15 protein-coding genes are annotated in these 15,006 nt (G+C 34.4%); 8 read left to right on the top strand and 7 right to left on the bottom strand.

Annotation, left to right across the window (positions count from 1 at the left end):
- Positions 1 to 25 precede the first annotated feature (25 nt).
- The 3 genes from ribD to HX049_RS06635 all read left to right on the top strand — a co-directional run bounded on the left by ribD (position 26) and on the right by HX049_RS06635 (position 2,909).
- A complete protein-coding gene (gene ribD / locus HX049_RS06645; RefSeq protein WP_286414973.1) occupies positions 26 to 1,096 on the top strand; it encodes a bifunctional diaminohydroxyphosphoribosylaminopyrimidine deaminase/5-amino-6-(5-phosphoribosylamino)uracil reductase RibD in 1,071 nt (356 codons plus the stop codon).
- Positions 1,096 to 1,722, top strand: coding sequence for an IMPACT family protein (locus tag HX049_RS06640; protein ID WP_286414971.1), 627 nt, complete (start codon positions 1,096 to 1,098; stop codon positions 1,720 to 1,722). Before ribD ends, HX049_RS06640 begins: the two co-directional genes overlap by 1 nt.
- A gap of 149 nt (positions 1,723 to 1,871) precedes the next feature.
- Positions 1,872 to 2,909 (top strand): alpha/beta hydrolase family protein, encoded by a 1,038-nt coding sequence (locus HX049_RS06635; protein ID WP_286414969.1) that lies wholly within the window; start codon positions 1,872 to 1,874, stop codon positions 2,907 to 2,909.
- 60 nt (positions 2,910 to 2,969) lie between these two features.
- Here the strand turns inward: HX049_RS06635 and HX049_RS06630 are convergent, their stop codons facing one another.
- Together HX049_RS06630 and HX049_RS06625 are read right to left on the bottom strand one after the other, a co-directional pair.
- The gene (locus tag HX049_RS06630; RefSeq protein ID WP_286414967.1) at positions 2,970 to 3,710 is read right to left on the bottom strand and encodes a hypothetical protein; all 741 of its coding nucleotides are present in this window, start codon (positions 3,708 to 3,710) and stop codon (positions 2,970 to 2,972) included.
- A gap of 137 nt (positions 3,711 to 3,847) precedes the next feature.
- Positions 3,848 to 4,255: an acyl-CoA thioesterase gene (locus HX049_RS06625; protein WP_286414965.1), complete on the bottom strand. Its 408-nt coding sequence runs from the start codon at positions 4,253 to 4,255 to the stop codon at positions 3,848 to 3,850.
- A 187-nt stretch (positions 4,256 to 4,442) separates the two neighbouring features.
- Between HX049_RS06625 and dnaA the strand changes: the two genes are divergently transcribed.
- The 3 genes from dnaA (at position 4,443) to HX049_RS06610 (ending at position 7,162) form a co-directional block, all read left to right on the top strand.
- A complete protein-coding gene (gene dnaA / locus HX049_RS06620; protein ID WP_006258586.1) occupies positions 4,443 to 5,882 on the top strand; it encodes a chromosomal replication initiator protein DnaA in 1,440 nt (479 codons plus the stop codon).
- Positions 5,882 to 6,337: a low molecular weight protein-tyrosine-phosphatase gene (locus HX049_RS06615; RefSeq protein WP_286414964.1), complete on the top strand. Its 456-nt coding sequence runs from the start codon at positions 5,882 to 5,884 to the stop codon at positions 6,335 to 6,337. Before dnaA ends, HX049_RS06615 begins: the two co-directional genes overlap by 1 nt.
- A gap of 99 nt (positions 6,338 to 6,436) precedes the next feature.
- Positions 6,437 to 7,162: an SAM-dependent methyltransferase gene (locus HX049_RS06610; RefSeq protein WP_286414962.1), complete on the top strand. Its 726-nt coding sequence runs from the start codon at positions 6,437 to 6,439 to the stop codon at positions 7,160 to 7,162.
- Between the two features lie 72 nt (positions 7,163 to 7,234).
- Here the strand turns inward: HX049_RS06610 and HX049_RS06605 are convergent, their stop codons facing one another.
- Both HX049_RS06605 and HX049_RS06600 read right to left on the bottom strand, forming a co-directional pair.
- On the bottom strand, positions 7,235 to 7,546 hold the full coding sequence (locus HX049_RS06605; protein WP_006258589.1) for a DUF6787 family protein: 312 nt from the start codon (positions 7,544 to 7,546) through the stop codon (positions 7,235 to 7,237).
- Between the two features lie 96 nt (positions 7,547 to 7,642).
- Positions 7,643 to 8,668, bottom strand: coding sequence for a threonine aldolase family protein (locus HX049_RS06600; RefSeq protein WP_286414960.1), 1,026 nt, complete (start codon positions 8,666 to 8,668; stop codon positions 7,643 to 7,645).
- A gap of 47 nt (positions 8,669 to 8,715) precedes the next feature.
- Here HX049_RS06600 and prfB point away from each other — a divergent pair.
- A protein-coding gene (gene prfB / locus HX049_RS06595; protein ID WP_286414957.1) for a peptide chain release factor 2 occupies positions 8,716 to 9,814 on the top strand; the annotation gives its coding sequence in 2 pieces (ribosomal slippage) (positions 8,716 to 8,778 and positions 8,780 to 9,814; 1,098 coding nt in all).
- Positions 9,815 to 9,924: 110 nt separating this feature from the next.
- On the opposite strand, the gene HX049_RS06590 is transcribed toward prfB, so the two are convergent.
- Entirely contained in the window at positions 9,925 to 11,022 is a 1,098-nt protein-coding gene (locus tag HX049_RS06590) for an inorganic phosphate transporter (protein ID WP_286414954.1), read from the bottom strand.
- 19 nt (positions 11,023 to 11,041) lie between these two features.
- The gene (locus HX049_RS06585) at positions 11,042 to 11,686 is read right to left on the bottom strand and encodes a DUF47 domain-containing protein (protein ID WP_286415073.1); all 645 of its coding nucleotides are present in this window, start codon (positions 11,684 to 11,686) and stop codon (positions 11,042 to 11,044) included.
- Between the two features lie 664 nt (positions 11,687 to 12,350).
- Here HX049_RS06585 and HX049_RS06580 point away from each other — a divergent pair.
- The gene (locus HX049_RS06580) at positions 12,351 to 13,979 is read left to right on the top strand and encodes an acyl-CoA carboxylase subunit beta (protein WP_286414951.1); all 1,629 of its coding nucleotides are present in this window, start codon (positions 12,351 to 12,353) and stop codon (positions 13,977 to 13,979) included.
- A 62-nt stretch (positions 13,980 to 14,041) separates the two neighbouring features.
- On the opposite strand, the gene HX049_RS06575 is transcribed toward HX049_RS06580, so the two are convergent.
- Positions 14,042 to 14,986 (bottom strand): YeiH family protein, encoded by a 945-nt coding sequence (locus HX049_RS06575; protein ID WP_286414949.1) that lies wholly within the window; start codon positions 14,984 to 14,986, stop codon positions 14,042 to 14,044.
- Positions 14,987 to 15,006: the final 20 nt, after the last annotated feature.

The following is a 15,006-nucleotide window of genomic DNA, read 5'->3' as shown; positions in this document are numbered from 1 at the left end:
TAAAAACAAATGTTTTAGTTTAATTTTGTTCAAAGATACATTATTATCAATTTTGGAAAGACACGAATTATATATTTCTCGCTGTATTCAGTTAGCACTACAAGGAACTTATGCTGCTATGCCTAATCCTTCTGTAGGAGCTGTTGTTGTACACAACAATAGAATTATCGGAGAAGGCTTCACATCTCCTTATGGAGGTCCTCATGCTGAGCCTAATGCAATAGCATCTGTTCAGAATCAAGAGCTCCTTAAAGAAAGTACTTTATACGTCAGTCTAGAACCGTGTAGTCACTTCGGTAAGACTCCTCCATGCTGTGACTTGGTGATCGAAAAAAAGATACCTAAGGTGGTTATCGGTACTGTAGATCCCTTTGCAAAAGTATGCGGGAGAGGTATTCAAAAAATGCGTGATGCAGGAATAGAAGTAATAGTAGGGGTGCTAGAAAAAGAATGCCAAGATAGTAACAAGCGCTTTTTTACATTTCACAATCAAAGACGCCCTTATATTATCCTAAAATGGGCTGAATCTATAGATCACTTTATTGCTCCTATACAAAGAACTACTAATAGACCTTTCTGGATATCGAATGCCTATTCGAAACAATTAGTACATCAATGGAGAAGTGAAGAAATGGCTTTCTTAGTAGGTACACAGACAGTACTTAGTGACAATCCTTCTCTTTCTACAAGAGATTGGTACGGCAAAAGTCCTATCCGTGTATTCATAGATAGAGTTGACAAAATAGACAACTCCTTTAGCATTAAAGATAATAGTACTAAAACGATTTGTATCACAGCTAATAAAGACACTCACTCTAGTAGTAATCTTACCTATGAATATGCAGATTTTGATCAACCTCTGGTACCTCAGATTCTCGATATTTTATACAGACATCAGATCATGTCTGTGGTTGTAGAAGGAGGCTCGCATACACTTCAGCATTTTATTGATGTAGGGTTATGGGATGAGGCAAGAATCTTTATTGGAGATACACCAATAATTGAAGGTATCCCAGCTCCTCACCTTTCAAGATTTGATAAAGTAGTAAAACATCGTATTTTAGACAACGAATTAAGAATAGTATATCGCAAATAATGGCAGAAACATTAGATTCATATAAGACAATAAGTAAACCGACAGAAGAAGTATTGTATAAAGAAAAGAATAGTAAGTTTTTTGGCTATGCTTTTCCTATTCAACGAGAAGAAGAAGTAAAAGAAATTATCGATCGCATCAAGAAAGAGCATTATAATGCGCGTCACTGGTGCTATGCTTTTCAGCTTGGAGCAGAACAGGTATACTATCGTGCTAATGATGATGGAGAACCTAGTAATACTGCTGGCGCTCCTATTTATGGTCAAATACAATCGTATGAGGTCACAGATATTCTGATCGTAGTGGTGCGTTATTTCGGTGGAATCAAACTGGGCGTAGGCGGACTTATCACTGCTTATCGTGCGGCAGCTCAGATGGCCATGGAAGAAGCAGATATTATAGAGAAAACAATTGACAAGAAGTTTAAAGTTCGCTTTGAATACAAAGACATGAATAATGTCATGCGTGTCATCAAAGAAAAAGACTTAAACATTCTAAATCAAAAAATGGAAATGAGTTGTGAAATAGAACTCTCTATACGCAAAAATGAATATGAACAAGCTCTTGCTGCTTTTGTTCCATTTTATGAAGTAAAAGTTCTCGAAGAAACAGATGAGGCTTACTAGCTTTATTCTTGATATTCTCTCCATAATCTATATTAGATACAACTAGCTCATTCTCCTTTTTGTAGTTTCAGCGCTAAAAAAACACTATTGAGTCAAATATATTGCTTTTTTATCTACGTATGAGCTTATTTTTGATTAAAAATATAACTATGCGTTGGAAAATACTTGCGACAATCTTTACTACCTTTCTCATTATTTTTCTTTATTTTTTCTTTTTAGGAAGTCAAGATTTTGATGATACAACGATTCAACAAAAGAAAGTAGTCTTTATTTCACAAGGAGAAGAATTGTCTGCAACTTTATATCTTCCTAAAAAAGAGTTTTTCAAAACTGCTCCTGTTGCAATATTTATTCACGGAGATGGTCCACAGAATAAAACTTCTAACTCCACTTATTTGCCACTAATTCATCATTTAGTAGATCAGGGAATTGCCGTGTTTACATGGGATAAAAAAGGAGTTGAAAAAAGTAAAGGAAACTGGCTTCACCAATCTATTACAGATAGAGCTATAGAAGCAAAAGACGCCTTTGATTATTTAGTTAATGAGAAAGGAATCTCCTCTGATAGAATAGGTTATTTAGGTTTTTCACAAGGTGGTTGGGTTATTCCTAAAGCAGCAATTATGAACAATCCCGCTTTTTCCGTTATTATAGGTGGTGCAGTTAATTGGGAAGATCAAAGTAATTATTTTAACCAGAAAAAACTAGAGCTCGAAGGTCTTGAATATGAAAATATAAAACATAAGGTAGATTCTACTACTAATGCAGATCAACAACTATATTCTGACTTTAATAAGTGTCTAATCAAAAGTTCTGAAATTGATATTGATAGATTATCATTTATAGCAAGAAATTTCAAGGCAGATTCATCAATTGATCTACAAAATATGCAAGGACCATTACTAGCTTTATGGGGAAGTGAAGATCTAACCGTAGATGCTGAAAGCAATGCTGACCTGTATAGACAAAACACTGCATTGAGAAATAACAAGGATACCAAACTCAAAGTGTACCCCAAAAGCACACATAATTTACTTAATTCTAAAGCTTTTAATTATCAACTAGATTCCCAATGGCCACAATGGAAAAAATGGTTATTTGTCTTTCAAGGGCGTAAAGCTTATAGCAAAAATGTTTTATTTGATATCTCTAACTTTATCCTTAAAACCAATAAAAAAACTGAATAATAGCGCACTATCACTCAGTTTTTCCTTATAATAATAAGATTTTATACTACAATAAAAACATTATTCTTCTAACTCCATAAACCCTAAAAAGTCAATATATTCTTGAGCTAAATAAAGTTTAAAACCTTCTGTTCGCTCTACCTTTATTTTTTCAAAACTTGGTTGTGCAACTACGTAATAAAGAAATGCTTCCAAACGCTCTTGAGGTATTTTAAAATCCTCTAATAATTCTTCTCTAGTGTAATCCTCTAAAAACTGCTGTACTTTAATATCTAATTTTTCATAAAGAATAGCCTGTTTATCTTTCTTCTTTTGACCAGATAACATATTAACCAGGGCATCTAAACTAATTCCCATTCCATAGTTCGATGTTGAAGAAAAAACAGTATTGTTCTTTTTATATCTTTTCTCTGCAGCTGTTAGATTCTTATTAGGAACACCTTCAAAGAAGTCATCACCAAAATCTTTGCGAACAATGATAATCTCATCTAAGGACTGCCCTTTTTTAGTCATTAGTACATTAAATCTACTAGCATTCAAATCTTCTTTGCCAATAATATAATTAACAGAAGCTAACTTCTTATCAGAAAAACGAATAGTATCCCCTACTGCTGCATCCATGATAAAATACCCTCGCCCATCAGCTTTAGTCATTTCCTTACTTCTCTTATTCTCAATAGTAACAGGCACTACATTCCCATCATATAGACGTACACGACCATCTAATAACTTTGATTCTTGCGCATATGTTCCTATTGATAAAAGTGTACCTAGGCTCATCAGCCAATATACTGGTTTCATAATTTATAATCTTTTGTGTAAATATAAATATTTGTTTTAAGTATTAGTGTACCTAATTTTATCTTTTTGCCTTTTAAAACATATAAAAAGAAAAAAAGAGATAGTTTAATCTGTTTTAAACTACTAAATAATCAACACTATTCTTGTATCGTATTAATTTTATTAACAACATAATCTGGAGCAGCCATTGGTCTTCCTGTTTCCATATTAACAAACACTAAAATAGAATTACCTGTTGTCAATAAATCACCTTTTTCATTATATAGTTCATAATCAAATTCTATCTTCACAGAACTAAGCTTTTTAAAAATAGTGCGTATAGTTAAATCATCATCATAAAAAGCAGATTTCTTATAATTCATCGTCAGAGACACCACAGGTAACATAACACCTAGTTCTTCCATTTTCTTATACGATATCCCTAAGTTTCTCAACCACTCAACTCTCCCTATTTCAAAGTATTGCGCATAGTTTCCATGATATACAACACCCATTTTATCTGTCTCCGCGTAACGTACACGAACCTTGTAATCAAAATATTTCATATTCTTTCTAATAAACTTGTGAGTTATTTTTTTTCTTATACTTAACAAATTATTTTATACTTTGCAATGACAAAAAGGTTTTTTTATCCCAAAAATTGTTCACATATTTGCCACTGAAATAAGAGGTCATTTTCTCCCCTTGAAAATCCCTCAAAAGTAGTAACTGTTTTTATAATTCTAACCTAAAATGCACGATAATACAATTAAGACAGCAGAATCTGTATGGAATAATTGTCTTGAATTCATAAAGGATAACATCCAAGAACAAGCATTCAAGACATGGTTCATGCCTATTAAGGCTATTGAGCTTACAGAGAATGCTCTTTATATTCAGGTGCCTAGTAAGTTTTTTTACGAGTGGTTGGAAGAACACTATGTAAAAATCCTAAAAGTAGCCCTAACAAAACAGTTAGGAGCTGAAGCAAAGTTATTGTATAAGATTCAGATGGAAACTCCTTCTGGAAACAAACAACCTTATACAGAACAATTACCTAGTACACAGAGAGGCCCAGTAAAGCCTCAAGAGCTAGATGTACCTATTCAGAACAAAAACCCAGAATTAAAAAATCCTTTTGTAATTCCTGGAATCAGAAACGTAAAAATCGAATCTCAGTTAAATTCAAATTATTCTTTTGATAATTTCTTGGAAGGTGATTCAAATAGATTGGCACGTTCTGCTGGTATGGCGGTAGCGAATAAACCAGGTGGTACTTCATTTAACCCTCTTCTTATCTTTGGAGGAGTTGGATTAGGAAAGACTCACTTAGCACATGCTATTGGTGTTGAAATTAAAGATCTTTATCCAGAAAAAACTGTATTGTACATTTCTGCTGAAGTCTTTACTCAACAGTATATTGACTCTGTACGTAAGAATACACGTAATGACTTTATCTATTTCTATCAATTAATAGATGTACTTATTGTCGATGATATTCAATTCTTATCAGGTAAATCAGGAACACAGGATGTGTTTTTCCACATTTTCAACCATTTACACCAAAATGGCAAACAAGTAATTCTTACTTCTGATAAAGCACCAGTCGATATCCAAGATATTGAACAACGTCTTTTATCTCGTTTTAAATGGGGATTATCCGCTGAGATATCACACCCAGATTTTGAAACAAGAGTAAAAATTGTTGAGGGAATATTATTCCGCGATGGAGTAGATATGCCAAAAGAGATAATCGAATACGTAGCTAAAAATGTAAACTCTAATATTAGAGAACTAGAAGGAGCTATCATTTCATTAATCGCTCAATCTTCATTTAATAAACGTGAAGTAACAATTGACTTAGCAAGACAAGTTGTTGAGAAATTTGTGAAGAGTGTGAAGAGAGAAATCTCTATCGATTATATTCAAAAAATTGTTTCTGATTATTTCCAAATGGATACAGAAACACTACGTTCTAAGACAAGAAAAAGGAATATTGTACAAGCTAGACAACTAGCTATGTTCTTTGCTAAAAAATATACTAAAGCTTCTTTAGCTTCTATCGGTTCACAGATAGGAGATAGAGATCACGCTACAGTATTACACGCTTGCAAAACTGTGGATAATTTATTAGAAACGGATAAGGAATTTAAAAAATTCCACGATGATATAAATATTAAATTCAGTATGTAATGACAAAAGTATTGATGGTTTGTTTAGGCAATATTTGCCGTTCGCCTTTAGCAGAAGGGATATTACAATCAAAGCTTTCTACAGAAAGTTTTTTTGTTGATTCAGCTGGTACTGGAGATTGGCACATAGGTAGTCAACCAGACAAACGATCAATAGCTGTTGCTAAAAAATACAATATTGATTTAACTACACAGCGAGCAAGACAGTTTAAAGTAAGTGACTTTACTAACTTTGATCGCATCTATGTGATGGATAAATCTAATTACGAAAATGTAATTAAGTTAGCACCTAATCAAGAAGCCAAAAATAAAGTAAAGTTAATTCTTAATGAAAACACACCTGGCCAAAACCTACAAGTACCTGATCCATATTTTGGAGGAGATGATGGTTTCGAACATGTCTTTCATCTTTTAGATGAAGTTTGTAATGTAATAGCCAAAGATTTAAAATCTTAGATATATGTAAGCAAAAGGAAGAAAGTCATTTTCTTCCTTTTCTTTTTTGTACTATACTTTATCTTTACCTTTGTACCCTATTTGAGAGAAATTTGACAAATGACAAATAATATACCTACAGGTACACTATACCTAATCCCTATCACTCTAGGAGACACTACAAATCCTATGGACGTTTTGCCACAAACCGTGAAACGCGCTATAGAAATGCTTGACATATTCATTGTTGAAAATGAAAAAACAGCAAGGCGTTTTATTAAAAGTATCTGCCCTGAAAAAAAACAATCAGAGCTTATTCTATTTCCTTTAAACAAACACACTGAAATAAGCGAATACAAAGAATACATCAAACCTTTATTAGAAGGAAAGAGCGTTGGAGTAATGAGTGAAGCAGGTTGTCCTGGTGTCGCTGATCCTGGTGCAGTTATCGTAGATCTAGCTCATAAAAGAAATATTAAAGTAACTCCGTTAGTGGGTCCCTCTTCTATCCTTCTATCCGTTATGGCTTCTGGAATGAACGGGCAGAGCTTTGCTTTCAACGGATATCTACCAATAGATAAAAGTGATAAAAAGAGTACTCTTAAAGCTTTAGAAAGGACTTCTCAAGAGAAAAACCAATCGCAATTATTTATAGAAACTCCATATAGAAACAATCAACTGTTACAAGATATGGTTCAGATATTAAATCCCAACACCCTCATCTGTGTGGCTTGCGATATCACATTAGAGACTGAGTTTATCCAGACTAAACCAGCCGCTCAATGGAAAAACACAAAAGAAGACTTACACAAAAGACCTTGTATCTTTATCATTCACAAGAATTAAATAGAACAAAAAAAGCTGAAAGTATCAAAAACACTTTCAGCTTTTTTATAAATATAATAATTGGTAAACTTCTTACTTATCTTTTGGTACAAGAGAACCAAACCCCATTCTTCTCAGCATTTTCATCACGAAATTCCAAAAAAAACGATGCTGTCCAAATATAGTACCCACACAAATCAAAATAACTTTATAAACAGGTAGAATTAACACAATATACAGAACCCAATATATAAACGGGTTAGTTGTAGCTCGATCTAATCCTATACTAGTTAAAATAGGTTTTGATATATAAGCTGCAGTTGAACCTGTAATTGCAAAAACTAATAAAATTACACCCATTTGCCAATTTGATGTAATTCCCCAACGTTGTTTTAATTTTTCCATTATTTAATTTAATTCTAAACAAAGGTAAATCAATTTACTTGATCTAAAAACATAAATATTACTAAATAAACGATTTACACTATCTTAATTCACCCTCTACAATTCTAGCTTAGTTAGAGCTTCTATTACATACTCATGCATTACTTCACGGTAGTCTAAGTGTGTCACCATACGAAGCCATCCACCTCCCATATCACTGATAGATATATTCTTTTGTTTCAACTTATCTATAAAGACTCTGTTTTGAGCTATTTCTTGCAGTCTAAAAACGACGATATTAGTTTGAACAGGCAAAACCTCCTTAACCCATATTTTCTTATTTAAAACCATCTCTATTTGCTTCGCTCTAAAATGATCTCTTTGCAGGCGGCCTACATTATTTTTTAAAGCGAATAAAGCAGCTGAAGTTAAATAACCTATTTGACGCATTCCTCCTCCCATTAATTTTCTAAGGCGAATAGCTTTCTTAATATCTTCTTTTGATCCTAACAAAACAGAACCTACAGGAGCACCTAAGCCCTTAGAAAAACATACTGATATCGTATTAAACATAGCACCGAACTGACTTGGATGTTGTGATTTAGCTACCAATGCATTCCACAATCTCGCTCCATCTAAGTGCATCTTTAATCCTTTTTCATTACACACCTCTCGAGTGCGCTCTATCTCACTTAACTCATAACATGCTCCTCCGCCAAGATTAGTTGTATTTTCTATACACACTAATTTAGTTATTGGTAAGTGAACATTATTGGGATCATTATAATTTTCTAAGACTTGTTCTGCTGTAATACGTCCTCTATCTCCTTCTATTAAAGCGCAACTCACACCACTGTGTACCGCTATTCCTCCTCCTTCAAACATGCTTATATGTGAACTTTTATCACAAATTAAGTGATCTCCAGGTTGTGTATGTAACTTTATCGCCACTTGATTTGCCATTGTTCCTGAAGGAAAAAAAAGGGCTGCTTCCATCCCAAACAACTCAGCTACAGCAATTTCTAATTCATTAGTACTTCCATCTTGCTTGTAAACATCATCTCCTACCCTTGCTTTCATCATGTAATTCAACATTTCAGGTGTAGGCTTAGTGATTGTATCACTGATTAAATTAATTTCCATAAATTGATAGGAATAAGTATTTTTGTGCTATAAAAGTATTAAAAATTATGGTAACCACAGAACAACAGAAGGATATTATTGATCGCCTTGGTGCGTTAAGGAGGTATCTTTGACATCGATAAGAAGCTTATCGAAATAACAAACGAGGAAGAAAAAACTTTTGCTCCTGACTTTTGGAATAATCCTAAGGAAGCAGAAATTATCGTTAAAGCGCTTAAATCCAAAAAGAAATGGGTTGAGGGCTATGAATCTGCTATGTCTAATTTAGAAGAATTAAAGATCCTTTTAGAATTCTATGCAGAGGGTGAATACACAGAAGAAGAAGTAGTAGAACAGTATGAAAAAACTCTTCAGATCATAGAAGAATTAGAGTTTAAGAACATGCTTTCTGACGAAGGAGATAATATGAGTGCTGTACTACAGATTACAGCAGGTGCAGGAGGTACAGAGAGTTGCGATTGGGCAGCTATGCTGATGCGTATGTACATCATGTGGGGAGAGAAGAACGGCGTTAATGTAAAAGAGTTAAACTACCAAGAAGGAGAAGTTGCTGGTGTAAAAACAGTAACCTTAGAGTTCGATGGAGAGTTTGCCTTCGGATACTTAAAAGGCGAAAACGGAGTTCACCGTTTAGTACGTATCTCACCATTTGACAGTAATGCTAAACGTCATACCTCATTCGTATCTGTTTATGTTTATCCGCTAGCAGATGATACTATCGAAATCGAAATTAGCCCTTCAGATATCTCTTGGGAGACTATGCGATCTAGTGGTGCAGGTGGACAGAACGTTAATAAAGTAGAGACAGCGGTACGATTACGTCACCACCCTACTGGTATTATTATTGAAAACTCTGAAACGCGTTCCCAATTAGATAATAAGACCAAGGCTATGCAACTTTTAAAGTCTCAATTATACGAAATAGAGCTGAAGAAGAAACAAGCAATGCGTGATGAAATAGAAGCGAATAAGAAGAAAATAGAATGGGGATCGCAAATACGTAACTACGTAATGCATCCGTATAAACTAGTCAAAGATGTCCGCACACAATTCGAAACTACTGATGTAGATTCTGTAATGAATGGAGAGATTGACAACTTCTTAAAAGCATATCTAATGATGATGGGACAAAAAGATGAAGAATAAAAGAAGGAGCTAATAGCTCCTTTTTTTATTCTATTAAAGCAGACTGTATCACCAAATAAAAAAAAGTGGCACATCGCTGTACCACTCTATATATCTTTTAAACTATATGCTTACATAAAGAATGTGATCAAATAATAAACTACCATTGCTATAATAGCCGATACAGGTATAGTCAATACCCAAGCCCATAATAGATTAATAGTCACTCCCCATCTAACAGCAGAGATACGTTTAGTAACTCCTACCCCGATGATAGAACCTGTGATCGTATGTGTAGTCGATACTGGAATACCTAAATGCTCAGTCACATATAACGCAACAGCACCTGCAGTCTCAGCCGCAACACCCTCTAATGGAGTTACTTTAGTAATTTTAGATCCCATCGTTTTCACGATCTTCCATCCACCTGATAAAGTACCTAATCCAATGAATATGAATGAGGCTAGTGGAACCCACCACCAATGTTCTACGAATACTTTAAATGTATCTACTCCATCTATTAAATATGCTTCATCCATATCAATATTAACATGATAGAAGATAACAGCCGCACCGATAATACCCATTACTTTCTGAGCATCGTTACCACCATGTCCTAAAGAAAACAATGCTGAAGATACTAACTGTAAACGCTTAAACCATGTATCACATTTATGAGAGTTTCCATTTCTACAAATCCACATAATAGCTACAGTTATAAAATAAGCTAATATCATACCTAAAAACGGAGCTCCGAAGATAAATAAGAAGATTGGAATCACTTTTGAATACACAATAACATCCTCTCCTCCAGGAGCAAAACCACCTGCATGAGCTACTGCTGCACCGATAAATCCTCCAATTAAAGTATGTGAAGAAGAAGAAGGAATACCTAACTTCCAAGTCAATAAATTCCAAATAATAGCGGCTACTAATCCAGCAAATATAACTTCTAAACTAATAAAGTTCTCATTCACTGACTTCGCTATCGTATTACCAATTTTAAATTCCCCGATGATATAGAGAGAGATAAAATAAGCAGCAAAGTTAAATGCAGCTGCCCATAATACGGCTTGGAATGGTGTCAACACCTTTGTTGTCACAATAGTAGCAATAGAGTTCGCCGCATCGTGAAAACCGTTAATATAATCAAAGCCTAATGCCAATACGATGATAATCATCAGCATAATACCAGCTTGATTAGTAAACATTCCTAAGAAAAAATCCATAAATAATGTTTCTGATTAATTAAGCGTATTTTACTGTGATCGTCTCTAGTACATTAGCTACATCTCTACAGCTATCCGTAGCAGTCTCTAATGCAGACATTACCTCTTTATATTTAATAATTTCGATTGCATTACTTTCGTTCTCAAAAATATCAGCAACTGCTTTATCGAATACTTTATCTGCTTTGCGCTCTAAACGAGAAATATTCTTACTAATCTCTGACAAGGTCGCAAAGTTCTTATTGTCTTTTAAGATTAAAAGCCCTTTTGCTACTTCACTACAAGCCTCTAAATTTGCCTCAGTTAATTTGCGCAAAGGTTTAGTTACTTTATCTATTTGATACAGTCTCATACGAGATGCAGCATCTGATAAATTGTCTGCAATATCATCTACAGCAGTAATCAAATTGTGGATATCCTCACGGTCAAAAGGTGTGATGAAGTTTTTTCCAAGCTCCATACGCGTAGTTTGTGCGATAGCCTCAATTTCTTGTTTTAATACTTCTACATCTTTTAATAACTTCTCTCTCTCTTTTGCTGGAGCATTTACTGCCTCATTTAAAGTTTCTGATAGTTTCTTAATCTTACCTGCTGCCTTTTCAAATAATGGATAAAACACTTTATCCTTTGGCACTAAAAACTGAAAAATATTGTTTAATGACATCTTATAAATGATAATAATCGGGCGCAAAAGTAACTCTTTTAAGTTAGCTCAATGTTTCCTTAACGTTAATTTTTACGACTTTATTAATACTCCTACTTTATATTAAAAACATAACTGATTGAATTACAAATATAAACCTATTTCCCAATATTAATTTAATGTTATGTAATAAAAATACTCTTTCTAGCTCATATTCATATTTGGTAACAACAATCATACCTATTAATTACAATTTATCAAGTATTTCTTCTACTTTATTTTAATATTCACCATTTCTAGTATTTAATTTTAAAAGGCAATATGATTATATCCTAAGTATCTAACCTTTGTTATCACAGTGTTTTATATCCTTCATACTATCGTCATGAGTTAGTAATGAATATACTTTACCACACTTTTATAAATCGATAAATTATACACGTTTTCTAACTATACTCCTAAACTTATGCCTCTTTTTACTTCAACAACTTTCACTATAAATGCTAATAATATGAACAAAAGAAAATATACAGGACTTTAAAAACTTCATCTCCTTATTTTTGGGTAGCCAAAATTCTAGTATATTTTGTATTTTAGCGAAAACGATCAAGGATTAGTACACTATTTACTCTCTAAATATAACCTGTACTAAACCACAGACAACAGTGAATCAACCCAACAAACTATGGATATAAACTTCAATAAAAACGAAGACCACAATAAGCTTTTGCTTTCTGATTTAAAAAGAAAATTAGTAAAAGTAAAACAAGGTGGTGGCGAAAAAAGAATAGCTAAACTACACGAACAAGGCAAAATGACTGCACGCGAACGTATCGACTACCTATTAGACGACAAAGCTAATAGTATAGAGATCGGTGCCTTCGCAGGAGATGGTATGTATGAAGAGCATGGAGGGTGTCCTTCTGGTGGTGTAGTTGTTAAGATAGGTTATGTAAAAGGAAAACAATGTATCGTAGTAGCAAATGACGCTACTGTAAAGGCAGGTGCGTGGTTCCCGATCACAGGAAAAAAGAATCTAAGAGCTCAAGAAATAGCAATAGAAAATAAACTTCCTATCATCTACTTAGTAGATAGTGCAGGTGTTTATCTACCACTACAGGACGAAATCTTCCCTGATAAAGAACACTTCGGACGTATATTCAGAAACAATGCTGTCATGAGTAGCATGGGTATTACACAGATAGCGGCTGTAATGGGTAGCTGTGTAGCTGGTGGTGCTTATCTTCCTATTATGAGTGATGAAGCACTTATCGTAGACAAGACAGGTAGTATCTTCTTAGCAGGTAGTTATTTAGTAAAAGCAGCTATCGGTGAGAGCATTGACAACGAAACATTAGGGGGAGCAACTACGCACTGTGAGATATCAGGTGTAACGGATTATAAAGCTAAAGATGACAAAGATGCCCTTGACACAATCAAAAATATCATTGATAAAATAGGGGACTTTGACAAAGCGGGGTACAATCGTATCAAAGCTGTCAAACCTGCTTTAGCTCAAGAAGACATCTACGGTATCTTACCAAAAGCTCGTAATGAACAGTACGACATGATGGAGATTATCAAACGTCTAGTAGATAACTCAGAATTTGAAGAGTACAAAGAAGGGTATGGACAATCAATCATCACAGGATATGCTCGTATCGATGGATGGGCTGTAGGTATCGTAGCGAACCAACGTAAAGTAGTAAAGACTAAAAAAGGCGAAATGCAATTCGGAGGAGTGATATACTCTGACTCTGCGGATAAAGCTACTCGTTTTATCGCTAACTGTAATCAAAAGAAAATACCATTAGTATTCTTACAAGATGTAACAGGTTTTATGGTAGGATCTAAGTCTGAGCACGGTGGTATTATTAAGGATGGTGCGAAGATGGTTAATGCTGTGTCTAACTCTGTAGTGCCTAAATTCACTGTAGTAGTAGGAAACTCGTATGGAGCAGGTAACTATGCGATGTGTGGTAAAGCCTATGATCCACGTCTTATCTTTGCATGGCCTAGTGCTGAGCTTGCTGTAATGGGTGGTGCTCAGGCAGCTAAAGTATTACTACAAATAGAAGCTTCGTCTCTTAAAGCAAAAGGGGAAGAACTAACTAAAGAACAAGAAGAAGAATTATTCAATAAAATTAAAGCGAAATACGATAACCAAGTTTCGCCTTATTACGCAGCAGCTCGTCTATGGACAGATGCTATCATTGATCCATTAGATACGCGTAAGTGGATCTCTATGGGTATTGAAGCTGCAAACCACGCTCCTATCGAAAAACCGTTTAACTTAGGAGTTATTCAAGTATAATAAAAACCAAAAAGGCTTTCACTGATGTGAAAGCCTTTTTTTAATTCTATGTTCTACTCTACCTAATTCACATACATAATGTATAGCAGTGAAGTCACAGAGATGAATATCCACAGTCCTACTCCTTCTAATAGAGGTTTAAAACCAACAGATTTCACAGTGCGATAGGATAACGATGTACCTATTAAGAATAATGTTAATGTAAGTGCTGCTTTAGAAGCTTCTACGATATAAGGTCCTATGCTTTGTACAGCTGGGATATAAGAGTTCGCTAGCATTGCTAATACGAATAACCCGATAAAATAAGGCAACTTCACTTTACCTCCTTTATTTTTAAAGAATACCATAGATAAGAATGCTACAGGTATCACCCACAGCGCACGAGCTAGTTTTACAGTAGTAGCTACTTCTAATGCTTGGTCACCATACTTAGCCGCAGCTCCTACTACCGAACTGGTATCGTGTATCGCGATAGCAGACCACAGACCGAAATCTACTTGACTCAAGCCTAAAGCATGTCCTATAGGAGGAAATATAATTAAAGCCACTGAGTTTAAGATAAACACTATTCCTAAAGCTACTGATATTTGTTTCTCATCAGCTTTAATAACTGGAGATACAGCTGCGATAGCACTTCCTCCACAGATTGCAGTACCTGAAGAAACTAAATAAGAAATTTTCTTGTCTATCTTTAATAATTTACCTAATAAGAATCCTAATGCTAAAGTCAAAAAGATAGAGAAGATGGTAAGTATAAAACCATCCTTACCAGCTGATATAGCACTATACACATTCATCCCAAACCCCAAACCTATTACGGCTAGTTTTAAGAGAAGTCCAGTAGCTTTCTTAGTTTGTTTTGCATACGGATTCTCAAATAGCTGTGCATATACTATTCCTATCACTAATGCTGTTGCGGATGAAATAAATGGAAATAAACTAAGTAAAGCAAGTCCTATTAGAAGTACTTTACCTATTGTCTCACGAGTATTATTTTCTGTTGTCATTTGTATCATTATTTACAGAT

The organism is Myroides odoratimimus, from assembly GCF_030326305.1.
In the GTDB taxonomy this organism is placed as follows: Bacteria; Bacteroidota; Bacteroidia; order Flavobacteriales; family Flavobacteriaceae; genus Flavobacterium; species Flavobacterium odoratimimum_A.
The sequence above is the reverse complement of the archived record's forward strand: the minus strand, read 5'-3'. Positions and strand labels throughout refer to the sequence as shown.

What these genes read in the sequence shown, in the direction of transcription:
- HX049_RS06640 (WP_286414971.1), top strand. Translation starts at nt 1,096, where the DNA reads ATGGCAGAAACATTAGATTCATATAAGACAATAAGTAAACCGACAGAA.
- HX049_RS06635 (WP_286414969.1), top strand. Translation starts at nt 1,872, where the DNA reads ATGCGTTGGAAAATACTTGCGACAATCTTTACTACCTTTCTCATTATT.
- HX049_RS06630 (WP_286414967.1), bottom strand. Translation starts at nt 3,710, where the DNA reads ATGAAACCAGTATATTGGCTGATGAGCCTAGGTACACTTTTATCAATA.
- HX049_RS06625 (WP_286414965.1), bottom strand. Translation starts at nt 4,255, where the DNA reads ATGAAATATTTTGATTACAAGGTTCGTGTACGTTACGCGGAGACAGAT.
- dnaA (WP_006258586.1), top strand. Translation starts at nt 4,443, where the DNA reads ATGCACGATAATACAATTAAGACAGCAGAATCTGTATGGAATAATTGT.
- HX049_RS06615 (WP_286414964.1), top strand. Translation starts at nt 5,882, where the DNA reads ATGACAAAAGTATTGATGGTTTGTTTAGGCAATATTTGCCGTTCGCCT.
- HX049_RS06610 (WP_286414962.1), top strand. Translation starts at nt 6,437, where the DNA reads ATGACAAATAATATACCTACAGGTACACTATACCTAATCCCTATCACT.
- HX049_RS06605 (WP_006258589.1), bottom strand. Translation starts at nt 7,546, where the DNA reads ATGGAAAAATTAAAACAACGTTGGGGAATTACATCAAATTGGCAAATG.
- HX049_RS06600 (WP_286414960.1), bottom strand. Translation starts at nt 8,668, where the DNA reads ATGGAAATTAATTTAATCAGTGATACAATCACTAAGCCTACACCTGAA.
- HX049_RS06590 (WP_286414954.1), bottom strand. Translation starts at nt 11,022, where the DNA reads ATGGATTTTTTCTTAGGAATGTTTACTAATCAAGCTGGTATTATGCTG.
- HX049_RS06585 (WP_286415073.1), bottom strand. Translation starts at nt 11,686, where the DNA reads ATGTCATTAAACAATATTTTTCAGTTTTTAGTGCCAAAGGATAAAGTG.
- HX049_RS06580 (WP_286414951.1), top strand. Translation starts at nt 12,351, where the DNA reads ATGGATATAAACTTCAATAAAAACGAAGACCACAATAAGCTTTTGCTT.
- HX049_RS06575 (WP_286414949.1), bottom strand. Translation starts at nt 14,986, where the DNA reads ATGACAACAGAAAATAATACTCGTGAGACAATAGGTAAAGTACTTCTA.